Genomic DNA, 24476 nt, shown 5'->3' on the forward strand with positions numbered 1-24476 from the left:
AGCTCCCGGGAGCGCTACTCGTCGCCGCGGCTCCAGGAGTCGTTCCAGACGTCGTTCGCCTCGAAGAAGTCGGCCACGCCGGCGTGGACGTCGATCTCGGGGATCACCGTCTGCGTCATCGCCTCCGGCGTGTACTCGAGCGTCGTCGGGTCCGACTCACGCAGCGTCTCTTCGTGTTCGATCGCGAGACGGCACACCTCCTCGGTCGCACGCGCCGGGATGTCCGGACTGAACGCCCACTGTCCGGCGAGCGACCAGGCGGTGAGCGTGTCGGTGTACGCCGTGACCTCCTGTTCGTAGCCGTACGGCTCGACCTCTTCGAGGATCGCTCCGGGGTGTTCTTCGACCACCGAGCGGAACTCGTCGTCGACCTCGAGCAGATTCAGGCCGCCGCCGCTGCGGACGTCCACCTCCTGACACCAACCGGAGAGGTTGACGCCGTTCGCCCCGTACAGACACAGCGCGTCGACGCGACCCTCTTCGACGGCCCCGGGAATGTCGCCCGTGTCGACGTTGAGGATGTCGTTCTGCTCCCAGAGTCCCGCCTCCTTCAGGATCTCCTCGGTGAGGAGCCGCGTTCCGAAGCCGGGCTGGATCGGGTAGATCGTGTAGCCACCCTCGCGCAGGTCGGCGACCGACTCGACGCCGCTGCCCTCTAGGCCGACCCAGTGAATCTGAAGCGACGTGAACAGGAAGCCCTGATTCGGGAGCGTGTCGACCGGATCCTCGGCGAACGGCCCCTCCTCGCTGAGCGCCTTCGAGAGGGAGTTGTTGTCGACACCCATCGCCGGGATCTGGTCGTTGGCGTACTCGTAGAGGTTCGCCGTCCACCCCTGTGTCTCTTGGACCGAGACGTTGAGGAAGTCGCTGTGCTGTTGAGCGGCTCGCGCGAGCGCCTGGCCGGCCGCCTGCGTCGAACTCCCCGTCGAGGTGCCGCCGATGGTGATCGTCACCTCACCGCCGTCGTCGCCGCCGTCGCCACCGTCACCGCTGCTGCCTTCGCCACCGTCGCCGCCGCCAGAACACCCAGCGAGGCCGACGACCCCGAGTGTGGCCGCTCCTTTGACGACGTCCCGCCGCTTCGTGCTGTCATCATCTATCATGCGATATATGAGAGAGAACGCGTCGGTAAAAGTGTAACGTAATTACTCCTGATAGTTGTATCACGCGGTGGTCACGCCGCACCGTATCGTCTCCGCGGCGTCGCTCTCGGCCGGCACCGGAGCACGATACGTGGGGACCAACCGACGAACCACGGGACCGGCCGGCCGACCGACGCACGTCCCGATCGCTACCGGGTCCAGTCGAACGCCGACTCGAGGTCGTGTGGCGTGTTGCCGTCGCCGGACGCCGCGCGCTGGCGGTAGCGCTCGAGGTCCTCGCGAAACGCGGGGTCGGCGACCGCGGTCAGGGCCTCGGCGCGCTCGCGCGGCGACCGCCCTCGAAGGTCGGCGACGCCGTGTTCCGTGACCACGACGCTCGCGTCGTGTTCTGTGTGGTCGACGTGCGGCGTGAGCGGCACGATCCGCGACACGTCACCCTCGACGGCCGTCGAGGGAAGGGTGACGATCCCGAGCCGGCAGTTGCGGGCGAAGTCGCCGCCGCCTCCGATGCCGTTCACCACCCGCGTCCCGCGGATGTGCGTGGCGTTGACGTTTCCGTAGAGGTCGACTTCGACCGCACTGTTGATCCCGACGACGCCGAACCGGTCGATCAGCGCCGGCGCGTTCGAAATGTCTGCTGGACGGAGAATCACGTCGGCTGCGTAGCGCTCGACGTCGTCGAACAGCCGCGCCTGTCCGTCCGCGGAGAGCGCGAGCGAGGTGGCACTCGCGCCGGATAGCTGGCCGCCGTCGAGCATGTCTAACAGGCCGTCCTGTACCACTTCCCCCACGTACGACACCTCGCGATCGCCGAAGTCGACGGCCGACAGCCCACCCATCAAGGCGTTCCCGAGCGACCCGACGCCGAACTGGAGGTTCACCCGCTCTGCAAGCAGTGGGTTCCGTGCCAGCTCCGCCTCCAGGAACCGACAAAGGTGGTCGGCGATCGCCCGTTCGGTCTTCCCCGCCTCCCGAAACTCGTAGGGGTCGTCGGGCCGGTCGGTCTCGACGACGGCTCGGAGCGTCGCCGGATCGAATCTGATGGCCGGTCCCCCGATCGTGTCGAGCGGATCGTCGAGCGGGATCGGCTCTCTGTGTGGTGGCGCCTGCCGGAGGTAGACGTCGTGGACCCGACCGAGTTCGAGCGGCTGTGCATGGTTCACTTCGACGATGAGGTGGTCCGCCGTCTCGACGTACGCCGGGGTGTGTCCGACCGACGTCGACGGGATGAGCCAGTCGCTCCCGACCGCCACGGCCTCCACGATGGCGACGGTCGGTCCGTTCATGCCGGCGCGAAGACCGCCGAACCGAACCTCGTCTGCGAGCCGCGAGATGTGTCTGTCGTGGAACGCCACCGCACCCGCGTTGACCGCGTCTCGAACCGTCTCGTTCGGAACGAACGGGTACCGTCGCGCCATGTCCCCCGACTCGACGAGGTCGCGGTCGATCTCGTCGCCGACCCCACCGCCAGAGACGACGGTCAGCTCGCGTTGGTCGCCGGCTGCTATCGCCTCTGGAACGAGCTTCGGATACCCGACGCCGCCGAACCCAGAGACCAACAGGGTCGCCGTCTCCGGGACGGTCGCGGCGGCCTCCGCGGGCGTCGTGGTCGACAGGCGACCGGTCAGTCGCGTCGACGGGACCGGGTTCGCCGCCGTCGGCACGCCGGCGTCGTTCGACCCGGAGGATCCGCTCACGAGACGTCCTCCGGCTGGGTGCCGATGCCTGCTGGCCACCCCGTCGGCTGTGCCGCCGTCGGGTCGGCGTGTGACCGCTTCAACACCATCGGCGTGCGCTCTAACGAGAGGACGAGGTCGCCGTCCTGATTGTACGTGCGGAGTTCGGTCGTGACGATACCCACGTGATCACGGGAGTCCGACTCGCGTTTCGAGAGCACCTCCGACTCCGCGAACAGCGTGTCTCCGTGAAACACCGGTGCGTGGTGGCGTATCGCGTCGTACCCGAGGTTCGCGGTCGCGTTGGCGCTGACGTCGATCACGCTCATACCGACCGCGAGTGCGATGACGAACGTGCCGTCGACGAGTCGCTCGCCGAACTCGGTGGTCGCGGCGTACGCCTCGTTGAAGTGCATCGGATTGAGGTTCATCGAGACGTTCGTGAACCAGACGTTGTCGGTCTCGGTCACCGTGCGACCGTACGGGTGTTTGTACACGTCGCCGACGGCGAAGTCCTCGTAGTACCTGCCCTGCCAGCCCGCTATCAGTCGTCTCTCGTCGGCACTGTCTGCGTTGTCGGTGCTGCTGGATTCGTTAGTGGCTGGGTCGTCGGTCATGCGTCAAGTGTATGTGTTGTATGGTATCGGTGGTGAGTCGTTCCGGTGACGGTACGGGTCATGGTGTCACTAAGTGCGGTATCGTCGCGCTCGAGACGCTCAGTACGAGCGCGGGAGCCCGAGCTCCCGCTCGCCGATGTAGTTGAGCGCGAGCTCCTGGGCGATCGGCACGAGCCGAGAGAGCCGCGCCTCACGAAAGTATCGCTCCACGTCGTACTCGACAGCGATCCCCTTCCCGCCGTGAGCTTGCACGGCGGCGTCCGCCGCGCTCGACGCCGCGTTGGCGGCGAGGTACTTCGCCGCGTTCGCACGCGCACCGAGCGACTCCCGGTCGAGGCTGCCCTCGGCGGACCGACTCGCGGCCTCGTACGTCACCTGTCGGGCCGCCTGCACTTCGGCGTGTGCGGCCGCCAAGGGGTGTTGAATCGCCTGGTTCGCCCCGATCGGCCGGTCGAACACGTCCCGGTCCGCGGCGTAGTCGGCACCCTTCGACAGGGCGAGCTCGGCCATCCCGATCAGCTCTGCGGCGATGACGAGCCGTTCTTCGTTCAGGCCGTCGAGGACCTGGTAAAATCCCGCGCCCTCCTCGCCGATCAGGTTCTCGGCCGGAACGCGAAGGTCGTCGAACGTCAGCCGGTAGGAGTTGACGAACGTGCTCGCCGACTTCTCGATCGGCTCTTTGTGTAACCGACCCTGCGATCGCGCGTCTTCGAGATCTACGAGGAACGTGGAGATGCCGCGCGTACGCTTGTCGACCGCCGACTTGGGACTGGTCCGAGCGACCAACAGCATGTAGTCGCTCACGTCGACCCGGGAGATCCACATCTTCTCGCCGGAGACGACGTACTCGTCCCCCTCGCGCCGGGCGAACGTCTCCATGCTCGGCGCGTTGGATCCCGCCTCGGGCTCTGTCAGCCCGAACGCCTGGATCGAGACCTCCCCCCGCGCTATCTTCGGAAGCAACGTCTCCTTGCGGTCCGGGCTCGCGTTGTTCACCAGTGGCGGCGAGTTGTATATCCCCCCGTGGATCGTCTGTGCACCGCCGAATCCGGCCCCGCTCGCGGCGATCTCTTCCATCATCACCACCGTCTCTGGCGTTCCGAGCCCCTTCCCCCCGTACGACTCCGGAACGAGCACCCCGAGCCATCCCTCCGCGGCGAGCGCATCGACGAACTCGTGCGGATAGGTCTCCTCGCGAGCGTGCCGCCGCCAGTACGCGTGGTCGAAGTCGTCACAGATCGCGCGTATCGACTCGCGAACGTGGCGCTGGCTCTCCGTCAGGTCGATGTCGAACCGCGGGACTGGCATACCAATTCTTCACTATCTATTGTATAATAACGGTACTGGTAGGGGAACCGACGCGTTCGTTCGACGATGCAGAACACATTTGTCCCGGCGCTCGCCGGTGGACACATGACCAAGACGGAGGACGAACCCGACCGAGACCGCGTCGGTGCCGCACAGACGGTGTTCGAGATCATCGAGCAGGTGCGTGCGGAGGCCAGTCCCACGCTCTCAGACATCGCCCGCGAGGTACCGTACGCGAAGAGCACCGTGTTCCGACACCTACAGACGCTCGAATCGCTCGGACTGGTCGTCGAACGTGCGAACGGCTACCAGCTCGGACTGCGATTCCTCCAGTTGAGCCAGCGGGCGTGTCGGAGCCACCCGGGGTACGAACTCGCTCGCGAGAAGGTCGCCGAGATCGCGACCGAGACGGGCGAACGAGCGCAGTACATCGTCGAAGAGCACGGCGAGGCCGTGTACCTCTGTCGTGCCGTCGGCGCGCGTGGGGTCCGCACGGACCCCGGTATCGGAAGCCGGATCCCGCTTCACTCGACGGCCGCCGGAAAGGCCATCCTGGCGGCGATGACCGCAGAGCAGGCGGCGGCGATCTTAGAGGAGCAGCCGCTCGCTGCCCGCACCGACGCGACGATCACCGACGAGCGACGCCTGTTCGACGCGCTCGAACGCGGCCGAGAACGCGGGTACAGCCTCAACCGCGAGGAGAACGTGTCCGGGCTCAACGCCGTCGGCGTCCCGGTGGTCGTCGACGACACCGTCGTCGGCGCGCTCAGCGTCTCTGGCCCCTCCCACCGGCTCGCCGGCGACAGGCTCACTGGCGAGCTGCCGGACTACCTGCTCGGTGCCGCCAACGAACTCGAGTTGAACGTCGCGTACGCCTGATCCTGCGGCCTCGACGCTGCCCGGCCGGCTCGGCCGACCACAGGGCGTCGGAGTCGACGGTTCGACGGCGCGGAACTGTCGACCTGTGATAGTGTCGATAGCGTTCGCTACTATCGACTACCTGACTCGCGTAGGCACCGCATACCCATACGTCACGGCGGTGACGTCGATTCGCATGCACGACCTGACAGGATTCCAGCGCGACCTCCTGTACGTGACCGCGGGGCTCGAACGACCACACGGTCTGGCGATCAAACGCGAACTCGACGAGTACTACGACACCGAGATCCATCAGAGCCGGCTCTACCCGAATCTCGACGCGCTGGTCGAGAAGGGGCTCCTGTACAAACGGCGCCGTGATCAACGGACCAACGAGTACGGGCTGACCGGTCGGGGGAAGCGCGAAATCGACGCCCGGATGGCGTGGGAGACGCGGTACGAGGATCGGATGTCGAGCACTGCCACCGGGTGATGGACGCGATCCCGTCTCGTTTGACGCCGGACCGCTTCGACCCGCCGGACCGCGAGACGGTCGTCTCCACAATACCTTTGTTCTGGGCTGCGAACGTCGACCGATGACAGACACCGGAGACGACAGCGAGGAGCTCCCGTCCGCCGCCGGCAACTTCGCCAACGAACACCCCGACGTGTGGGAGGCGTACAGCGACCTCGGCGAGGCGTGCGCCGCGGCCGGGCCGATCGACGGCGAGACGAAACGACTGGTCAAACTCGCGCTCGCGGCGGGTGCCGAGTCGGAGGGGGCGGTCCACTCGCACGTCCGTCGGGGACTCGACGCAGGGATCGACCCCGACACGCTGCGTCACGTGGCCGTGCTGGCGGCACCGACGATCGGGTTCCCGAAGGCGATGGCGGTGTTGACGTGGATAGACGACCTCGCCGACGACGCGTAGGTCGGTGTGTGCGGCATCGACTCGAATTCTTACGCGGTGACGCGGCGGGGTACCTTTTTACGGCTACTGACGAACGGTCTCGTATGAGTCGTTCCGATGGAAACACGTCGGTCACCGATGCCCCGTCGGCGACCGTCGAGGACCGTGACCTCCGTGTCGTCCTCGAGATCGAGCGGGGTGGCCCCTGTTTTATCGACGACATCGACGGCGACGTACTGGACGTCGACGTACGGGTTGCAGGGGGGACGTGTCACACCGAGGTCACGGTGTGTGAGTCCTGTACGCCCGACGAGCCCGCGCTCGATGCGCCTGCCAGCCACGACGAGCCACGTCCCGACGGGCGCCCGCGAACGCAGGATCGACCGGACGACGACGCCGAAGACCGGGTCGTCACCAAGTACCACACCGACGACGTCTGTGACCACTGTCCGACCGCGGTGTTCGCGACCTACGGCTGCATTCCGCACTTCGTCCGCGCCGAGCACCGATCGTTTTTCGTGAAGGCGTTCCTGCCGAACTCGGCTGCGGTGTCGAACCTCGTCGCCGACCTCAACGAGATCGGCGCTACCGTACGGCTCGTGAGCATGACACACACCGGCAGCGGCGAGGAGCTCAGCGACGAGATATACGAGGTCGACGTCTCGGCGTTGACGCCGAAACAGCGCGAAGCGCTCGAGTTGGCGATCGACGAGGGGTACTACGAGGCCGGTGAACGCCCCTCGATGGCGTCACTCGCCGAACGGCTCGACATCTCGACGTCGGCGTTCTCCCAGCGGCTGGCTCGTGCCGAAGGAAACGTGATGAGCCAGTTCGCGACGTGATCAGTCGTCCGCCGAGGCGGCCAGTTCGTACCGGTAGTATCCGCCGGTGAGACTCCGGGCGTCGATCCCTTCGTGCTCGAGAATACGACTCGCCATGTACGAGCTCTTCCCGATCTTACAGTAGGTCAACACCGTTTCGTCGCCGTCGCAGTCGGCGGCCCACGAGCGCAGTCGGCCGAGCGGGACGTGCTCGTCGCCGGGGATCGACCCCTGCGCCTCGCGCATCGCTGGTGGCCGGGTGTCGACGACGGTCGCGGTCTCGCGTTCTTCGAGGAACTCCTCGAGGTGGATCACGGATGCCACGTCGGAGAGCACGTTCGCGCCGATCATTCCCAACACGTTGACCGGGTCCTTCGCGGCCCCGTACGGCGGGGCGTACGCCAGATCGAGGTCCCGGATGTCGAACACCGTATCGCCGTGGGATATCGCGGTCGCCAACACGTCGATTCGCTTGTCGACGCCTTCCTCGCCGATCGCTTGGACGCCGAGGACCGTGCCATCGTCCGAGTCGAACAACAGTTTGAAGTGAATGTCGACGGCGCCAGGGTAGTACTCGGCGTGGCTCGGCTCTGCGGTGTACACCGTCTCGTACGGCCGGTCAGCCTCCGTGAGGTCGGCTTCGGTGAACCCGACCGTCCCGACGTCGAGGTCGAACACCTTGGCGATCGCGGTGTCGAGGACGGGGTCGAGTGCGTCCTCGTGGCCAGCGATGTCGTTCGCGGCCACCCGTCCCTGTCGGTTGGCCGGCCCACCGAGGGGGATCCAGGCGTGTCCCTCGCCGAGCGCGCTCGGCGCCGCAGCCGCGTCACCGACCGCGTGGATCGACGGCTCGCTCGTTCGGAGTCGGTCGTCGACCACCACCGCACCGCTCTCGTGCCGGTCGAGCCCGATGGCATCGGCAAGGCCGGTTCGGGGCCTGACCCCGGTGGCGATCACCACGAGGTCGAACGTGCGGTCGGTCGCACCGTCCATGGAGGCCGTGATCGAGCCGTCGTCGGTCTGTGTCAACGACTCGACGCCGACGCCGAGTTGCAGTTCGACGCCGTGGTCGGTGAGGTGTCGCTCGACGCGGGTCGCCATCTCCGGCCCCAGCGTGTTCGCCATCACGTGGTCAAGCAGCTCGGCGACGACGACGTCGTGGCCCGCCTCGTGGAGGTTCTCTGCGACCTCGACCCCGATGTACCCGCCACCGATGACCAGCGCCTCCTCGGCGTCGTCTACCCGGTCGCGGATGGCGATCGCGTCCTCGACGGTGCGCAGCGTGTGACACCCGTCGAGCGCGTCGACGTCGAACATCGGCGGCACGAGTGGCTCTGCGCCGGTTGCGAGCACGAGGTCGTCGTACGTCAGTTCGTAGGGCTCGCCGTCGCTCGGGGTTATCGTCGCGCGCCGTTCTTCTGGCGCGACGTCGGTCACCGTCTCTTCGGTTCGAATGTCGAGGTCGAACGCCGCGCTGAGCTGGTCGACGCCCATGACCGCGAGGTCGGATTCGACGACCGTGTCGCTCAGGTGATACGGGAGTCCGCAACTCGCGTACGAGACGGTGTCGGTCGACTCGACGATCGTGATGTCTGTGGCCTCGTCTACCCGCCGTAACCGTGTTGCCGTGCTCATCCCCGCCGCGTTCCCGCCGACGATCAGGCAGTGTGAACCCATACCCGAACGCGGCGGCTGTGGGGGTTATGGGTTGCTCGCGTTTTCAGTTCGTGGCACCGCTGTCGGGCGAACCTCGCGGTGGGCGGGCGTCGAATCGGCCGACCGGTCCCGACGGACGACGACGCCGGTTCGGTGCGCCCCGCGCTCCGTTCAGGGCCAGTCGGTTCCCCCAGACGCGTGTGATCGTCGCCGGTGTGCTCCCACGTGATCCATCACCGTCCCCGCGAGGTCGGCGAACCGTTCGCCGACCGGTGCGTCGTCGAACACGATTGGCTCGCCGACCTCGCCGGCGTCGCCGATGGCCGGGTCGAGGGGAATCCGGCTCAACACGGGGAGGTCGAACTCCTCGGCGAGCCGGCTGCCGCCACCGGCGCGGAACACCTCGTGGTGGTCTCCACAACTCGGACAGGTGAACGCGCTCATGTTTTCGACGATCCCGAGGACGTCGGCTTCGTGGTCGTCGAACAGCCGGACCCCTTTGCGAGCGTTGTCGAGCGCGACGTCCTGTGGGGTCGTCACGACCACCGATCCGACGACGGGCATCTGCTGGAGCATCGTGAGCTGGGCGTCACCGGTGCCGGGCGGGAGGTCGACAACGACGTAATCGAGGTGCCCCCAGTTGACGTCATGCCAGAGTTCGGTCAGCGTCTGGTCGACGAGCGAGCCACGCCAGACGACCGGTAGGTCCTCGTCGACGAGGAAGCCGACGCTCATCAGCTTGAGCCCGTGTGCTTCGACCGGGACGATCTGCTGGTGGCGGTCGGCTCGGACCGGCTCACCCTGGACGCCGAGCATCCGCGGCACGTTTGGACCGTACACGTCCGTGTCGAATAGTCCGACCGCCGCACCGCGATCGGCCATCCCCGCCGCGAGGTTCACCGCGATCGTGCTCTTTCCTACGCCGCCTTTCCCCGAGGAGACCGCGATCACGATCGGCGCGTCGCCGGCCGCGGGCGTTTCGTCGTCGATCGCGACCGACAGCGACGGCTCGAAGCCAGCCGTCTCAACCGCACTCCGGACCGCTTTCGCCAACGCCGTCTCGGCCGGCGAGTACGGAGCGCCGAGCGCCAGCGGGATCGTCGCGACGTCGCCGTCTACCGTGACGTCGCCGACGAGGCCCGCGGAGACGACGTCGGCTTCGGCATCCGCGTCCGGGTCGTCGGCGTCGCCGTGTTCGACTCCCTCCGCTCGTCCGTCGGTCTCGTTCGTCACCGGTGATGACGGTGCCGGGACCGATCGGAGCGCCGCTTCGATGGCGTCGTTCATCGAACCTCCTCGGTGACCGAGGAGCGTCGTTCGCAGTCGGCAGTAGAGGGAAGCTGCTCGTCGGCCGATTCGGTCACGTCGAGTCGGATGCCGTCGCGCTCCCAGAGCGTCGCCTCGAGTCCCGTGACCAGTCGTCGCAGCCCCTCCGTCGCCAGGACGTGACACCGGCTGTCGACGAACCGCGTCCAGGCGTCGAGCGTGCGGAAGCCGAACTGGAACTTGACCTCCGGTGTGAGTCCCTTGTCGTTCTGCCAGACGTCGAACGCTGCCACGGTCTCGTGGGTGATCCACGGCATCCCGTTTTCAGCGACCCACCGGTCGTACGCCTCCCGTCGGTCGCCGATCACGTCGAACTCGATCTCGTAGCTGTATGGCGTCGTGCGCAGTGTCGTCATGCGTGAACACACACGGTCGATCCGTATTGATGTACGCCTCAACAGGATAAGATTTTAAATAGGCACGTCGCCCGGCCGGACTGCACCTGGGCCCGCACGGCTTCTCACATTTTGGGAGCCGAGGGAGGGGTGAAAGTCGAGCGGTCCCGAAACACGATCATGAATCACTCGCCCGACATCGACCGTGGTGGTCGGGACGATGCCGACCGCGACGACCGGGACGATGCCGACCGCGACGACCGGGACGGTGCCCGCCGCGAGAGCGGGGACCACGCCGACCGAACGGGCACGGCAACCGACCCACCGCGCTGGCCGCAGTTCGTCGACAAGGAGGGGTCTCGCTGGACGCTCCGACAGGCAGACCACGCCGACCTCGACCAGCTCGTCGAGCTGTACGACGCGTTCGGCGACGCCGACCGTGCACAGGGTATCCCGCCGGCGGTCGAGCACCGCCGCCGCTCCTGGATCGAGATGCTGCTCGAAGACGGGTATAACATCGTCGCCGAAGGCGACGGAGGGATCGTCGGTCACATCGTGTACACGCCGCTCGAGGACGCCTGTCCGGAATTGGCGATCTTCGTGCACCCCGCGTTCCACGACCGCGGGATCGGCACCGAACTCTGCAGACGGCTGGTCGCGTCGGCTGCGGCCGCCGACCGCGAAGCGCTCGAACTCTTCGTCGAGCTGCGAAACCGTGCCGCGATCAGCGTCTACCGCCGGGTCGGCTTCGAGACGGTCGACTCCGACCACGAGGTCCGCATGGTTCACGCGCTCGAGGACCCGACGGTGTCTGCAGTCGGGTCCCCGCCCGCCGACTCGTAGCGGGACGAGACCCAGCCGACCCAGTCTCTCGTCTCGAACGTCGCGGTATCGCTTCATGTCGACGGCATGACGGTGCAGATCTCTCCCAGCACGTGAACACCTCATCGGGTACGCGTCGATGGCCTCGGGTACGCGGCCGCGACGTGTATCGACCCGACTCGGATCCGCACACGACTCGCTGACGTGATCGGGGCCTGCGGCGGGTAGTATATAAAACCTTCACCGGTTGAGAGTGACGCCTACGGCGGCGGGTCGCGTGTGTACAGATATGAGCGACTCAACCGACCCATCGGCGGACGGCGGACTGGACCCGCTCGACCTCGTCGGCGCACTCGAGGAGGCACCGGCGGAGAGCGAGTACGACCAGGAGTTGGGGAGGCGCATGGGGGTCGACGCCATGCGCGTCGCCAACGGCGAGCTCGACGAGCGGGCGTTCCACGAGAAGTACGAGTCGGCGCTGCTCGCGGAGTTCGGCGACGACTACGAGCCGGCGGAGGTGATGGCCGATGAGTAGTGACGCGGGCGACGGCCTCACGCGCCGCACGCTGTTGAAGACGGGCGCCGGCGCGGCGACGATGGCCGCACTCGGCGGGTGTGCAGACACCGCCCGCCAGCTCGGCATCGGTCAGACGGACCGTTCGGCGACTCCCGTCGCCGACGCGAACGTCGCGTACGGCAACTGTTGGATGTGCTGTCACAACTGTGCACAGGAGGTGAAGGTGACCGACGACGGTTCTGTCGTCGGCATCACCGGTGTGGACGGCAACCCTCGTGGGAGCGCTGGTCCTGGAACGGAGGGAACGCTCTGTCCGAAGGGGCTCGGACAACTCGATAAGACCCACGACCCAGAGCGGATCAAGCAGCCGTACATCCGCGTCGACGGGGAACTCCAAGAGGCGACCTGGGACGAGGCGTTCGAGTACACCGCCGAGCGGCTCCGTGAATTCGACGACGAACACGGCGCAGAGACGTTCCTCGACGCGGGAAGCTGGGCAGAGACGCCGATCTTCCGCACGATTTGGCGGGACCTCTACGGGACGCCAGAGCGGATCGGCCGCGGGATCCACGTCTGTGCCGGACCGACGTTCGTCAACGGCGGGATGATGGGTATCGGCTCGAACGCCCGGGTGCCGGACTACCAGAACTCCGAGTACCTCATCATGTGGGGACGCAATCCGCTTGAGGCGTTCGCCGGGCAGTTCGAGGCGAAGGGCATCCTGAAGGCCATCGAGGAGAACGACGCGACGCTCGTTACCATCGACCCGCAGTACACCGAGACCGCCGAGAAGTCGGACGCGTGGCTCCCGATCGAGCCGCGAACCGACGGCGCACTCGCACTGGCGATGGCGAACGTCATCATCGACGAAGAGCGGTACGACGCCGACTTCGTCGAGAACCACACCTACGGGTTCGAGGCGTACCGCGAGGCCGTCGCGGACACGACGCCCGAGTGGGCCGCCGAGATCACCGGCCTCGACGCCGAGACGATCCGCGTTATCGCTCGTGACTTCGCTGAGGCCGCCCCACAGGCCGGCATCTCGGTGTGGTCGGGCACCGCCCAGTCTGGCAACGGCTGGAAGGCGACCCAGAACATCATCGCGCTCAACGGACTCGTCGGCAACATCGACCGACCCGGCGGCCTCCGGCTCTGGAAGTCGACGCCGATGGCCGACCCGTTTGAGGTGTGTGAGTGGACACCCGAGGGCAAAGGCAGCGGTGCGGCCCGCGGCACCGAGACGACGATCGGCGTCGACCTGCCGAACAACGCCGAGGGCAAGACGCCCGCGTTCCGCAAGTACGACGAGTACAGCGACTACCCGGCCCGGCACATCACGGGTATCGCACACAATCTCGTCCCCGAGATGGTCGAGAACGGCCACATCAACGGGATGTACTGTCACCACGACATGCCGCTGAAAGACGGCAACGCCGAGGCGTGGCTGACCGCGCTCGACGAGATGGACCTCGTCATCGCCGTCGACGCCTACTGGAACGGCGTCACTCGGAACGCGGACGTCGTGTTCGCGGACGCGACACAGCTCGAGAAAGACACCGTCGGGACCGGCTCGTGGAGCTCCTACAGCGAGGCGCAGTGGGTCGTCGGGGGGAAGGCCGCCGTCGAGCCACAGTTCAACACGAAGCCAGACTACGAGATCCTGACCGGCCTCGCCGAGGCGATGGGCTGGGGTGAGTACTTCCCGTGGGAGGACCACGAGGCGTTCATCGACGACCAGCTACAGTCGGTGGACCTCACGCTCGAGGAGCTCTCGACCGGCGAGAAGAACTACGCGATCGTCGGCGAGTACGGCTACGAGCAGTGGCGCGAGAGCGACGGACCCGCGTTCCGGTTCGACCTCGATCAGGTGCCGTCGTTCACGGCGGCCGCAGAAGAGGCCGGCATGGACACCGCGCCGTCGTGGCAGCCACCGGGAACGTACGGCGACAGCCTCGACGAGACGTACCCACTGGAGTTCTACGACGTCCGGTCGGTGTACTTCTCACACGGGAGTGACCAGGGGATCGACCGGCTCCTCGAGCAGTTCGCACGCAAGAACGACTTACACGACGAGGAGTACCGCGGTAACTACCTCCACATCAACCCGGTCGACGCCGAGGCGCGGGGCATCGAGACGGGTGATATGGTGACCGTCGAGTCGAAGACGGGCGGCGGCGAGCTGATGGCACACGTCACCGAGCTGATCAAACCCGGGGTCGTGACGAGCGAGTACGGCTTCGGCGAGGGGTCGACCCAGCAGGACTACGAGGGACTGAACACCATGAAGCTACACGAGACGCAGATGGACCCGATCACGGGACAAGTAGACAGACACATCGCGGTCGACGTGACCGGAGGTGAGTGAGATGGGAGAACAGTGGGGGTTCTACTTCGACTCAGACAAGTGCATCGGGTGTCACGCCTGCTCGGTGTCGTGTAAACAACGACACGGCCGCGACCCCGAACAGGACGAGTGGCGAACGGTAACGAACGTCACGACCGGCGAGTTCCCCGACGTGAGCTCGCTGCCCGTCTCGATGTCGTGTATGCACTGTTCGGACGCCCCCTGCGAGAAGGTGTGTCCGTGCAACTCGATTCAAAAACGCGAGGAGGACGGCATCGTCGTCGTCGACCGCGACAGCTGTATCGGCTGTCACTACTGCGGCTGGGCGTGTCCGTACGGCGCCCCGACGTACGACGACGGCGGCATCATGTCGAAGTGTAACCTCTGTATCGGCGAGGGACCCGGTGGCGGTCACGAGATGCCGCCGCGCGAGGAACAGGAGGACGGCGGTGCCCAGCCCGCGTGTGTCGACAACTGCGTCGGCGGCGCCATCCAGGCCGGGCCGGTGAGCGAGTTGAAAGAACAGGCGACGACGGAGGCAGTCGAGCGGTTCGAACAGGAGCCGGCCAACGTCATCGTCGAGGCGAACAGAGACGACACCACCGCGTTCCCGTACGAGGCGTGATCACGATGGCATCATTTGGACTCTGGTGGGGCGGTGTCGGCCACTGGGACGTCTTCGTCGCCATCTACCTGTTCCTCGGGGGGATCTCGGGCGGGTCGTTCCTCGTCGCGTCGATCGCCGAGTGGTTCGGTGAGCGCCGCCAGCAGGCCGGCTACGCGCACATCAGCCGGTGGGGGTGGACCCTCTCGTTCGGCACCATCGTCGTCGGTTCCTGGACGCTGTTGGCACACCTCTCGGGGCCGTTCCTCCGGGCGTTCATGTTCCCGATCAAGTTCACCAACTGGACGTCGTGGATGGCGATCGGAACCTGGGTAGTCGTCACCTTCAGCCTCGTCGTGATGGCGCGGATGATCTGGGCGACGTTCGGCACGGCTGCCGTCGACGACCCGAGTGGGCTGCCGAGACACCTCGTCGAGCGCGTCGGATTCGGCCTGACCGACCTCGTCGACCGCGGTGCCGACCTGACCCGGCCGACGGGCCCACTTCGGCGGCTCGTCCAGGTCACCGGCGTCGGCCTGGCGGTCATGCTCGTGATCTACACGGCGCTGTTGTTGAGCGCGGTCGGCTGGCTGGTCCCGCTGTGGAACCAGACGCTGTTGCCGCCGTTGTTCGTCGCCAGTGGCTTCTCGGCCGGCATCGCGCTGGTGATCGCGGTCACCGCCTGGCAGAACGACCTCGACGGCGGGCTCGTTCACCGGTTCGGGCTGCTCGACGACGCGGTGATCGTCGTGGAGGGGGTCGTCCTCGCCACGCTGTTGTACACGCTCACGACGGGGGGTGCCGCCGCGGCACGAACGGTCAACGGGCTCACGAGCGGCAGTGGGCTGCTGTTGTTGGTCGGGATGGTGAGCGCCGGGCTCCTCCTCCCGCTCGCCATCTCGGCGGCACAGGAGCTTCTCGGCAGCGACAGCCTACTCGCGAGCAGACAGGTGACGACCGCGAAGTTCGGGCTCGTGATCGCAGGGTCCTTTCTGCTCCGCGTCCTGCTGATATTCACCGCGCTCCAACAACCGATCATCGTCACCTAACACCCCAGTATCCGTTCGCCATGGCTCACTCCTACGCAGACTGTTACGCTGCGCTCGCAACGTGTTTTCAACACCCCGACGACGACTTCGTCGAGGCCGTCGAGGACGGGACCCTCGCGACGACGATCGCCGAGTGCGCCGAGGACCTCGGCGTCCGGGGCGTCGAAACGCCGCCGTCGTTTCGAGCGCCGCCGCGGGAGGCGTACCTCCGGACGTTCGAGGCGTTCGACGGCGAGTACGCGCCGCCCGCCGAGTCGGCGTATGAGGCGTGGTGGGACGGCGATCAGCGCGGGATCCTCTCGGGGCCGCCCGCGGCCGACATGCGGCAGCGCTACGAGGCACTCGATGCCGAGGTCCCGCCCGCCTACCCGGCCGACCACGTCTCGTTGCTGCTCGAGTACGCCAGTCTGTTGTTGGAGACGGCTGACACCGCGACGTACGCCACGTTCCACGAGGCGCACTTCGCGTGGCTTCCCGCGTTCCGCGAGCGGGTGGAAGCGACCGCCGACGCTCCCTTCTATCACTGGGCCGTCCAGACGCTCGACCGGGTCACGTCGGCCGCGGCCGACGAGTTCTGTTGAGGGTGGGTCCGAGACGGAACGACCCCGCTTACACGTGCGGCTTCGGTAGCAAGTCAACGAGCGGCTTCGACTCCAGCCACTCACACAGCCGGACGAGCTCGTCGGTCGCCGCCTCGAAGAGCCGTGCCCCCTTCTCTGCGGTCGCGTCCGTCTGATCACCGAAGACGCCGTTGTCGGTGTTGTCGATCGCGTCGTAAAACGTCCGGGAGCCGTGCACGCGGAGTCCGTCTCCGGCGCGCCAGTCGCGAAGGCCGCCGTCGCGGGCAGCCTCGAGTCGATCCTCGCGGACGAGCTCGCCGGCGACGTGCTGGATGAGCGCCGTCTCTTTCGGGCCGCCGTGCGGACCGTTCTGTTCGAAGGCGTCGTCGACGAGGTCCGGGATGCTCTCGTTCCACATCCACTCGATCGCGTACAGCTCCCCGTCGTCTCTGAGTCGGCGGCCCACCTCGCGAAGGTGCTCGACGTTCCCGCCGTGGGCGTTGACGTAGACGACGCGGTCGACGCCGTGGTACGCGAGGTTGCGCGTCAACGACTCGACGTAGTCACGAAAAACCGGCGCGTCCACCCACATCGTGCCGGTGAACTGCCGGTGGTGCGGGCTCACGCCGACGGTGACCGTCGGGGTACAGAGGACGTCCGCTCGGTCGGCGGCCTCGCGGGCGAACGCCTCCGCGATCAGGTGGTCGGTCGCGAGCGGGAGGTGGGGACCGTGCTGTTCCGTCGAGCCGAGCGGAACGAGCGCCAGCGACTCGTCGGTCACGTGCGCGTCCAGCTCGGGCCACGTGTGATCTGCGAGGTACACACCCGCCTGTGGACAGCGGCCCGTATCAAACCAGGTGTCGTGGCGGTGTCTGCCGACTGGTCACGCCGGACAGGCCACGATAGAAGAGCCACGCAGGACGGACCACGCTGCTCGGGCTCTGCGTGTCGTCACCCTTTTTGTGCCCTGTGGCCGAACGAGGTGTATGTTCGGAGGAGGCGGCCTGAATCCGCGGAAAATGAAACAGATGATGAAACAGATGGGGATCGACGTCGACGAGCTCGACGCCGACCGCGTGGTGATCGAGACCCCCGACGACGACCTCGTCTTCGAAGCTCCACAGGTCACCCGCATGGACGCCCAGGGTCAACAAACCTACCAGATCGTCGGCGAGGCCGAGGCGGTCGCCGACGCCGGCCTCGACGGTGCGGCCGCGGCGGTCGAGGGTGACGCCGACGAGTCGTCGAGCGACGACACGGCGAGCGAGACGGACGCGATCCCCGAGGCCGACGTGTCGCTCGTCGCCGACCGCGCTGGCGTGCCGGAGTCGACCGCGCGCGAGACGCTCGAGGCGCACGACGGCGACCTCGCGGCGGCGATCGCCGAGCTCGAGTGAGCGACCCCGCGTATCTACTGGTGGCCGACGACCGCGAGTACCTCGTCGAGCCCGGGACCGAGTTCGGGACGGACCTCGGCGTCTTGGAGGTTCCCGCGGACGTGGCTGCCGGCGACACCGTCGAGACGCACCTCGGGACGCCCTTCGAGGTGCGTGCGCTCCGCGGACCGGACCTCTTCACGCACCTCGACCGCACTGGCGCTCCGATGATGCCACGGGACATTGGCCTCGTCGTCGGGCTGACGGGTGCGGCCGCCGGCGACCGGGTTCTCGACGCGGGGACCGGTACCGGCATCCTGGCCGTCCACCTCGGACGCATCGGTGCGTCGGTCACCACCTACGAGATCGATCCCGACTTCGCCGACGTCGCCCGCGAGAACGTCGCGACCGCCGGCGTCGCCGACCACGTCACGGTCCACACCGGTGACGTCACCGACGAGCTCTCCGAGCTGGCAGCCGGCGAGCCGTTCGATGTCGTCACCCTCGACACGGGCGACGCCCCCGACGTCGTCGAACGCGCCCCCGACCTCCTCGTCGGTGGCGGCTTTCTCGCCGTCTACTCGCCGTTCGTCGAGGGTGCCCGCGACGCGGTCGAGGCGGCTGAAGCGGCCGGACTCGAGTCAGTGACGACACGCGAGACGATCCAGCGCGAGATGGAGTTCACCGACCGCGGCTCACGGCCCTCGACCGCGGGCGTCGGGCACACCGGTTATCTGGTCGTCGCCAGAGCACCCTGATCGGCCGGTCGGAGCGGCGGTTCGTGGCGTCGGCGACCGACGAGACGACGACCGGTCGACTCAGAGCCGACCGCGGTCGGCCGCGTCGACGAGCGCCGAGTCGGCCGCACGCCAGTCGGCGGCCGCATCGTCGAAGATTCGTCGTGCGCGCTCGGCGGCCTCCGTGACGACCGCGTCGACGTCGACGCCGACGATGCCGCCCGCAGAGACGACCTGCACGCCGTCGACGAAGACGTCTTGAACCACGTCGCCGCCACCGTACACGAGGTTCGGGATCGCGGTGTGAAACGGCTCTCGCACACACGGCGCGATACTCGGACGCGTCAAATCACAGCACACGACGTCCGCGCGCTTTCCGGGCGTGAGCGTCCCGACCCGGTCGGCGATTCCGAGTGCGCGTGCTCCACCGACCGTCGCGAGCTGGAGTGCTCCAGCGGCGTCGAGCGCGGTCGGGTCCGCGTGTGCTGCCTTCGTCACCATTGCGCTCGTGCGCGCCTCACGAAGCGCGTCGTGCCCGCCCGGACCGGGCGCTTGGTCGGTCCCGAGTCCGACGACCCCGCCGACGTCTCGGTACTCGACGACGGGCGGAACGACACCGTCGATGGCGGTGATAGAGGACGGACAGCCGACCATCCGAACGCCCGCGTCGGCGAGCTGATCACGTTCCGTCGGTGTCGCGCCGTGGAGGTGTGCCGCGAGTAGGTGGTCACCGAGGAGTCCCTCGCGCTTGAGGATCCCGACGGTCGTCGCCCCGTCACCGTACCGGGCGGCGATCTGTTTCCGCTCCCTGTCGCCTTGTGCCACGTGGACGTGGACGGTTCGGTCCGCCTCGCGGGCGCGGTCGGTGATCGTCTCGAGCCGGTCGAGCGAGACCATGTCGAGCGCTTGGGGGCCGTACGCCGGCTCGACGAGCGGATCGTCGGCGAACCGCTCGAAGAGCGACTCGGCGCGGTCCAGCGCGGCCGTGCCCGCCGCGTCGTCGAGCGGGTACGGCTCGTCGGGGTCGCGGTCGGATCGGTCGGCCGTCACCTCGGAGATCGTCTCGGTGGCGACGACGCGGAGCCCGTGTGGCCGGTACACCGACGCGACGAGCTCGCTGACGTTCGTCGCGTACTCGCCGAGCGTCGTGGTCCCGGAGGCGAGCGCCTCGATCGCCGTGAGCCGCGCGCCGACGACGCCGTCCGCTGCGGTCGCGTGGTCGGCTATTGGCCCAAGCGCGCGCGTCATCCACTCGATCTCCGGGACGTCTTGTGCGGCCCCGCGCAGGATAGTCTGTCGGCCGTGGACGTGGGCGTTCACCAACCCCGGAAGTGTGAGACAGCCACCGCCGTCGACGATTCGATCGGCGGCGGCGTCGACCTCGCTCGCCGGACCGACGTAGGTGATCTCGCCGTCGACCCAGCCGACCGCGCCGTCGTCGACGATCCCCAACGCGCCGGTCGCCCCCGAGACGTCCGGGTCCATCGTCACGAGGAGCGTGTTGGTGACGAGCGCGTCCATGCGACGGCTTCTCACCCCGACGACAAGGACCTGTCGGTGTCACAGAATCAGTCGTCGCGGGTGGAGCACGGTCCGTCGATGCGGGTGGAGCACGGTCCGTCGATGCGGGTGGAGCACGGTCCGTCGATGCGGGTGGAGCACGGTCCGTCGATGCGGGTGGAGCACGGTCCGTCGATGCGGGCACCGGGAGCCGTGACAAGACATAACTCCGGGCGGCGCTCTCGCTGTGGTATGCCGAACTTCGCAGCGCGCGTCGAGTCGATCGGGATCAGCGGCATCCGCGAGGTGTTCGAAGCGGCCGGCGAGGACGCGATCAACCTCGGAATCGGTCAGCCGGATTTTCCGACGCCAGCACACGCCCGACAGGCAGCGATCGACGCCATAGAGCGCGGCGACGCCGACGCGTACACGCCGAACAAAGGCACGGTCTCGCTCCGCGAGGCGATCGCGGCGAAACACCGGGCCGACCAGGGGATCGACTTGGACCCGAAGCGGGTCATCGCTACCGCCGGCGGGAGCGAGGCGCTCCACATCGCGTTGGAGGCACACGTGAGTGCTGGTGAGGAAGTCATCGTCCCCGACCCCGGATTCGTCTCGTACGACGCGTTGACGCGACTCGCCGGCGGGACGCCGGTCCCCGTCCCGCTGCGCGACGACGACACGATCGACCCGGCCGCGATCGAGGCGGCCATCACCGAGGACACCGCCGCGTTCGTCGTCAACTCGCCGGGGAACCCGACGGGGGCAGTCTCACCGCCCGAGGACGTGCGGGAGTTCGCGCGGATCGCCGACGAACACGACGTGCTCTGTCTCTCCGATGAGGTGTACGAGTACACCGTCTTCGAGGGTGAACACCGCTCGCCGATGGAGTTCGCCGACCGCGACAGCGTCGTGGTGGTCAACTCGGCGTCCAAACTCTTCTCGATGACCGGTTGGCGGTTGGGATGGGTGTACGGCTCGGCCGAGCGGGTCGACCGGATGCTCCGCGTCCACCAGTACGCACAGGCGTGTGCGTCGGCGCCGGCACAGTACGCCGCGGAGGCCGCCCTGCGGGGCGACCGGAGCGTCGTCGACGAGATGACGGCGTCGTTCCGACGTCGTCGCGACATCCTCCTCGACGGGCTCGAAGACGCGGGTATCGAGTGTCCAACACCGAGAGGGGCGTTTTACGCGATGCCCCGCGTCCCCGAGGGGTTCGTCGACGCGTGTCTCGACCGTGGCGTCGTCGTGGTTCCGGGGTCGGCTTTCGGCGCGGGAGGCCGCGGGTCGGCACGGATCTCGTACGCGACCGCAGAAGCGGACCTCCGTGAGGCGATCGACGTGATGGCGGCCGCGGCCGAGGCCGTTCGAGAATAACTTACGGGCATAATTATCCGTCGAGTGGTTTCCGCAAGTTATACCGTAGGGCGCATCGAGGTGAGAGGTATGCGTCGGAACATACGGGTCAGCCGGCTCGATCGGCAGGCGGTCGAAGACCAGACGGTCGAGATCGTCGAGCGGAAGGGGATCGGCCACCCCGACTCGATCTGCGACGGCCTCGCGGAGGCGGTCTCGCGCGCGCTCTCACAGCTGTACCTCGACCGCGTCGGGAAGGTCCTCCACTACAACACCGACGAGACGCAGCTCGTCGCGGGACGGGCCGCACCGGCGTTCGGGGGCGGTGAGGTCATCGAACCGATCTACGTCCTCATCGTCGGCCGGGCCACGAAAGAGTACGACGGACAGCAACTCCCCGTCAACTCTCGGGCGCTCGCCGCTGCGCGCGAGTATCTCACCGAGTCGCTCCCGGCGCTCGAGTACGGGACCGACATCGTCGTCGACGTTCGTCTCGGCGAGGGGTCTGGAGACCTACAGGACGTCTTCGGCGAGGAGACCCAAGAGGTGCCGATGGCCAACGACACGTCGTTCGGGGTCGGCCACGCGCCGCTGACCGAGACGGAGACGATCGTATACGAGACCGAACACGAGCTCAACACGTCGTACGCGGCCGACCACCCGGAGCTCGGCCCGGACGTGAAGGTGATGGGTAAACGCGAGGGCGACGCGATCGACATCACGGTCGCGGCGGCCATGGTCGATGCACATGTCCCGGACCTCGACGCCTACGACGACGCGGTAGAGCGCGTCCATGCCTTTGTCACCGACCTCGCCGAGTCACGGACCGACCGGACGGTCAACGTCGACGTCAACACCGCCGACGACTACGAAGCGGGGTCGATCTATCTCACCGTCACTGGCACCTCCGCCGAGCAGGGCGACGACGGCTCCGTCGGCCGCGGGAACCGCGCGAACGGCTTGATCACGCCCAACCGCCCGATGTCGATGGAGGCCACGTCGGGAAAGAACCCGGTCAACCACATCGGAAAGATCTACAACGTGCTCTCGACGCACATCGCCGAGACGGTCACCGACGAGGTCGATGGGATCCGCGACCTCCAGATCCGCCTGCTCTCACAGATCGGCCGGCCGATAGACGAACCCCACGTCGCGGACGCACAGATCGTCACCGAGTCGGGCGTCGACCTCGCGGCGATCGAAGACGACGTCGTCGCCATCGTCGACGCCGAACTCGCAGACGTGACGTCGGTGACACGCCGGGTCATCGACGGCGAGGTCTCCACGTTCTGAACGCCGCGGCGGCGTTCACCGTGACCACACCGCTGTCGTCGACGATCACCGATCAGAACGGATTTGTGGCTCCCCGCCGACCGGCCGGTCGTGACGCGGGTGTGTCTCCTCGGCGAGCCGGACGTGACCCTGCAGTACGAGCTGTTGTCGCGTGAGACCGCCCGCGAGGCGCTCGCTACCTACGACATCTCGACGCCGTTCGAGAACAGCGTCGCCGTCGACACCGTGAGTCTCGGTGCTGCGGTGTCGCTGTGTAACGACCTCGACTGGTACCTCGTTCGGTTCGTCGACACGGCGTTGGTGTTGGAACCGTCGGTGTCGACCGACGAGTGGCTCTCGCGCGACCTCGCCGAGCGGGTCCGAGACGGCGCGGTGCCGCCAGAAGAAACCGACCAGCGGCTGCTCGTGTACGGCATCGTCGACGGGCGACCCGTCGAACCACTGTACGTCCGCCGAACCCAAGGAGAGCGGCCCACGTACGACCTCCGTGACGTCGACGAGACGCTCGTGGTGCGCGTGAGTGCGGCCGAGTTCGGCGCGTGAGTGCGGCCGAGTTCGGCGAAGGGTCACTCCGGACGGTGGACGACGCCGTCTCGGGAGTCGGCGTCCTTCCGGCGGAGCGCGGCCGCCGCGTTGTTCGCGTCGTAGCCGAAAAAGACGTCTTTGGCGTACGTCTCTGCGACCTCTGTCGCGTGGACCAGTGCGTCGAGGCCGACGTCGACCGCGTACAACTCGAGTGAGAACGGGGTGTCCGGCGGTGCGCCGTACACGTCGTAGTCGCCACCGAGTCGCGAGCGGAACCCACGGGCGACGGTCTCCAGCCAGTACGTCGTCTCGTACGCGGTGTCGTACAGCGGCACGACGAACTCGTCGACGTGTTCGCTCAGCGCGTCGACGTCGATCCCAGCGCGCGCGGCGAGGTGGTCTGGGTACGGGTCGGGGTACAGCGTCAGTAGCGTCCGCCCCGGAACGCGAGACGCGGCCTCGGCGACGAAGTCGGTGATCACGGCCGTGCGCCACGCAGCCCACTCGTCGTGGGCGCTCTCGTCGAACAGCCGACGACACCGGTCACAGCGACAGTAGCCCTCGCGTGGAAATCCGACGTCGTCGAGGCGCACGTCGTCGCTTACGCTGGCACAGTCTTCGACGATCTCGAGGAGCCCCGCACGGTACTCGGGGTGAGTGGGACAGATGTACGCCCAATCGAAGTAGTCGCGATCGCGGGTCGCGGGCTCGCCGGTCTCGTCGACCGGGACGAGGTCCGGGTTCTCGGCGGCGGCCGCGTTGTCGCCGAAACACGACACCATGTTCACCGCGTTCGGGATCGGCGCGGCCGCCCGTCCCGTCACGTCTTTGACCTCGTAGAACCCGCAGTCGAACGGGTCCATCTCGACCTCGTCGGCGTTCCGCGTCACGACCCCGTACATGGCTCAGGCTACGCGGCTCGGTGGTAAAAGCGTCGGGCTCCGTCCGACGCGATCACGTTCGTGTGACGATGCGACTGGGCCGCCGACTCACTCGATCTCGATCGGTTCTTTGTCGCCCGCGAGGAGGACGTACGCGAGGACGACGAGCGAGACGGCCAGGACAAGTTTCGCTTTCGTTCCCATACACGCAGATTGGTTAGCGCTCAGTAAAAGCTACCGGCCGCTCCCGGTCCGTGGCCACTCGACTGATCGTCACGCAATCAGTCGATGGCACGCGACT

General features: G+C 67.3%; 25 protein-coding genes. 15 read left to right on the plus strand and 10 right to left on the minus strand.

What is annotated here, in order from left to right:
- Positions 1 to 14: 14 nt before the first annotated feature.
- From ACNTAO_RS01160 to ACNTAO_RS01175, 4 genes are all read right to left on the minus strand, one after another.
- A complete protein-coding gene (locus ACNTAO_RS01160; protein WP_435160098.1) occupies positions 15 to 1103 on the minus strand; it encodes a TAXI family TRAP transporter solute-binding subunit in 1089 nt (362 codons plus the stop codon).
- A gap of 188 nt (positions 1104 to 1291) precedes the next feature.
- A complete protein-coding gene (locus tag ACNTAO_RS01165; RefSeq protein ID WP_435160099.1) occupies positions 1292 to 2800 on the minus strand; it encodes an acetyl-CoA hydrolase/transferase C-terminal domain-containing protein in 1509 nt (502 codons plus the stop codon).
- Positions 2797 to 3396: a MaoC family dehydratase gene (locus ACNTAO_RS01170; protein ID WP_435160100.1), complete on the minus strand. Its 600-nt coding sequence runs from the start codon at positions 3394 to 3396 to the stop codon at positions 2797 to 2799. Before ACNTAO_RS01170 ends, ACNTAO_RS01165 begins: the two co-directional genes overlap by 4 nt.
- 99 nt (positions 3397 to 3495) lie before the next feature.
- Complete coding sequence (locus ACNTAO_RS01175; RefSeq protein ID WP_435160101.1) at positions 3496 to 4704, minus strand: acyl-CoA dehydrogenase family protein; 1209 nt, start codon at positions 4702 to 4704, stop codon at positions 3496 to 3498.
- 105 nt (positions 4705 to 4809) lie between these two features.
- Between ACNTAO_RS01175 and ACNTAO_RS01180 the strand changes: the two genes are divergently transcribed.
- From ACNTAO_RS01180 to ACNTAO_RS01195, 4 genes are all read left to right on the plus strand, one after another.
- Positions 4810 to 5583: an IclR family transcriptional regulator gene (locus ACNTAO_RS01180; RefSeq protein WP_435160103.1), complete on the plus strand. Its 774-nt coding sequence runs from the start codon at positions 4810 to 4812 to the stop codon at positions 5581 to 5583.
- Positions 5584 to 5758: 175 nt separating this feature from the next.
- Positions 5759 to 6055 (plus strand): PadR family transcriptional regulator, encoded by a 297-nt coding sequence (locus ACNTAO_RS01185; RefSeq protein ID WP_435160104.1) that lies wholly within the window; start codon positions 5759 to 5761, stop codon positions 6053 to 6055.
- 103 nt (positions 6056 to 6158) lie between these two features.
- On the plus strand, positions 6159 to 6494 hold the full coding sequence (locus ACNTAO_RS01190; RefSeq protein WP_435160105.1) for a carboxymuconolactone decarboxylase family protein: 336 nt from the start codon (positions 6159 to 6161) through the stop codon (positions 6492 to 6494).
- Between the two features lie 83 nt (positions 6495 to 6577).
- Complete coding sequence (locus ACNTAO_RS01195) at positions 6578 to 7315, plus strand: helix-turn-helix domain-containing protein (protein ID WP_435160106.1); 738 nt, start codon at positions 6578 to 6580, stop codon at positions 7313 to 7315.
- Here ACNTAO_RS01195 and ACNTAO_RS01200 read toward each other — a convergent pair whose 3' ends face one another.
- The 3 genes from ACNTAO_RS01200 to ACNTAO_RS01210 all read right to left on the minus strand — a co-directional run bounded on the left by ACNTAO_RS01200 (position 7316) and on the right by ACNTAO_RS01210 (position 10632).
- Positions 7316 to 8971 (minus strand): FAD-dependent oxidoreductase, encoded by a 1656-nt coding sequence (locus tag ACNTAO_RS01200; RefSeq protein ID WP_435160107.1) that lies wholly within the window; start codon positions 8969 to 8971, stop codon positions 7316 to 7318.
- A 150-nt stretch (positions 8972 to 9121) separates the two neighbouring features.
- Positions 9122 to 10237: an Mrp/NBP35 family ATP-binding protein gene (locus tag ACNTAO_RS01205; RefSeq protein ID WP_435160108.1), complete on the minus strand. Its 1116-nt coding sequence runs from the start codon at positions 10235 to 10237 to the stop codon at positions 9122 to 9124.
- Entirely contained in the window at positions 10234 to 10632 is a 399-nt protein-coding gene (locus ACNTAO_RS01210) for a hypothetical protein (protein ID WP_435160109.1), read from the minus strand. Before ACNTAO_RS01210 ends, ACNTAO_RS01205 begins: the two co-directional genes overlap by 4 nt.
- A gap of 159 nt (positions 10633 to 10791) precedes the next feature.
- Between ACNTAO_RS01210 and ACNTAO_RS01215 the strand changes: the two genes are divergently transcribed.
- The 6 genes from ACNTAO_RS01215 to ACNTAO_RS01240 all read left to right on the plus strand — a co-directional run bounded on the left by ACNTAO_RS01215 (position 10792) and on the right by ACNTAO_RS01240 (position 16528).
- Positions 10792 to 11454 (plus strand): GNAT family N-acetyltransferase, encoded by a 663-nt coding sequence (locus ACNTAO_RS01215; RefSeq protein WP_435160110.1) that lies wholly within the window; start codon positions 10792 to 10794, stop codon positions 11452 to 11454.
- 268 nt (positions 11455 to 11722) lie between these two features.
- Entirely contained in the window at positions 11723 to 11968 is a 246-nt protein-coding gene (locus ACNTAO_RS01220) for a 4Fe-4S ferredoxin N-terminal domain-containing protein (protein ID WP_435160111.1), read from the plus strand.
- Positions 11961 to 14315: a molybdopterin-containing oxidoreductase family protein gene (locus tag ACNTAO_RS01225; RefSeq protein WP_435160112.1), complete on the plus strand. Its 2355-nt coding sequence runs from the start codon at positions 11961 to 11963 to the stop codon at positions 14313 to 14315. The genes ACNTAO_RS01220 and ACNTAO_RS01225 overlap by 8 nt, the downstream gene beginning before the upstream one ends.
- A 1-nt stretch (position 14316) precedes the next feature.
- Positions 14317 to 14919 (plus strand): 4Fe-4S dicluster domain-containing protein, encoded by a 603-nt coding sequence (locus tag ACNTAO_RS01230; protein ID WP_435160113.1) that lies wholly within the window; start codon positions 14317 to 14319, stop codon positions 14917 to 14919.
- A 5-nt stretch (positions 14920 to 14924) separates the two neighbouring features.
- Positions 14925 to 15947, plus strand: coding sequence for an NrfD/PsrC family molybdoenzyme membrane anchor subunit (gene nrfD / locus ACNTAO_RS01235; RefSeq protein WP_435160114.1), 1023 nt, complete (start codon positions 14925 to 14927; stop codon positions 15945 to 15947).
- Positions 15948 to 15967: 20 nt separating this feature from the next.
- Positions 15968 to 16528 (plus strand): molecular chaperone TorD family protein, encoded by a 561-nt coding sequence (locus ACNTAO_RS01240; protein WP_435160116.1) that lies wholly within the window; start codon positions 15968 to 15970, stop codon positions 16526 to 16528.
- A 28-nt stretch (positions 16529 to 16556) separates the two neighbouring features.
- Here the strand turns inward: ACNTAO_RS01240 and ACNTAO_RS01245 are convergent, their stop codons facing one another.
- Positions 16557 to 17330, minus strand: coding sequence for a creatininase family protein (locus ACNTAO_RS01245; RefSeq protein WP_435160118.1), 774 nt, complete (start codon positions 17328 to 17330; stop codon positions 16557 to 16559).
- A gap of 163 nt (positions 17331 to 17493) precedes the next feature.
- Here ACNTAO_RS01245 and ACNTAO_RS01250 point away from each other — a divergent pair, with 163 nt between their 5' ends.
- Positions 17494 to 17904 carry a nascent polypeptide-associated complex protein gene (locus ACNTAO_RS01250; protein WP_435160119.1) on the plus strand — a complete coding sequence of 137 codons (411 nt, stop codon included), beginning with the start codon at positions 17494 to 17496 and terminating at the stop codon, positions 17902 to 17904.
- The gene (locus tag ACNTAO_RS01255) at positions 17901 to 18641 is read left to right on the plus strand and encodes a methyltransferase domain-containing protein (RefSeq protein ID WP_435160120.1); all 741 of its coding nucleotides are present in this window, start codon (positions 17901 to 17903) and stop codon (positions 18639 to 18641) included. Before ACNTAO_RS01250 ends, ACNTAO_RS01255 begins: the two co-directional genes overlap by 4 nt.
- 60 nt (positions 18642 to 18701) lie before the next feature.
- Here ACNTAO_RS01255 and ACNTAO_RS01260 read toward each other — a convergent pair whose 3' ends face one another.
- Positions 18702 to 20141, minus strand: coding sequence for an amidohydrolase family protein (locus ACNTAO_RS01260; RefSeq protein WP_435160121.1), 1440 nt, complete (start codon positions 20139 to 20141; stop codon positions 18702 to 18704).
- A 231-nt stretch (positions 20142 to 20372) separates the two neighbouring features.
- Between ACNTAO_RS01260 and ACNTAO_RS01265 the strand changes: the two genes are divergently transcribed.
- The 3 genes from ACNTAO_RS01265 to ACNTAO_RS01275 all read left to right on the plus strand — a co-directional run bounded on the left by ACNTAO_RS01265 (position 20373) and on the right by ACNTAO_RS01275 (position 23312).
- Positions 20373 to 21497, plus strand: coding sequence for a pyridoxal phosphate-dependent aminotransferase (locus tag ACNTAO_RS01265; protein ID WP_435160122.1), 1125 nt, complete (start codon positions 20373 to 20375; stop codon positions 21495 to 21497).
- Positions 21498 to 21566: 69 nt separating this feature from the next.
- Positions 21567 to 22769, plus strand: a complete 1203-nt coding sequence (locus ACNTAO_RS01270; RefSeq protein WP_435160123.1) for a methionine adenosyltransferase — start codon at positions 21567 to 21569, stop codon at positions 22767 to 22769.
- 90 nt (positions 22770 to 22859) lie between these two features.
- Positions 22860 to 23312: a DUF5804 family protein gene (locus ACNTAO_RS01275; protein ID WP_435160124.1), complete on the plus strand. Its 453-nt coding sequence runs from the start codon at positions 22860 to 22862 to the stop codon at positions 23310 to 23312.
- Between the two features lie 23 nt (positions 23313 to 23335).
- On the opposite strand, the gene ACNTAO_RS01280 is transcribed toward ACNTAO_RS01275, so the two are convergent.
- Positions 23336 to 24196 (minus strand): glycoside hydrolase family protein, encoded by an 861-nt coding sequence (locus ACNTAO_RS01280; protein ID WP_435160125.1) that lies wholly within the window; start codon positions 24194 to 24196, stop codon positions 23336 to 23338.
- Positions 24197 to 24476: the final 280 nt, after the last annotated feature.

Origin of the sequence: Halorubrum zhoui (assembly GCF_051194155.1) — an archaeon.
In the GTDB taxonomy this organism is placed as follows: domain Archaea; phylum Halobacteriota; class Halobacteria; order Halobacteriales; family Haloferacaceae; genus Halorubrum.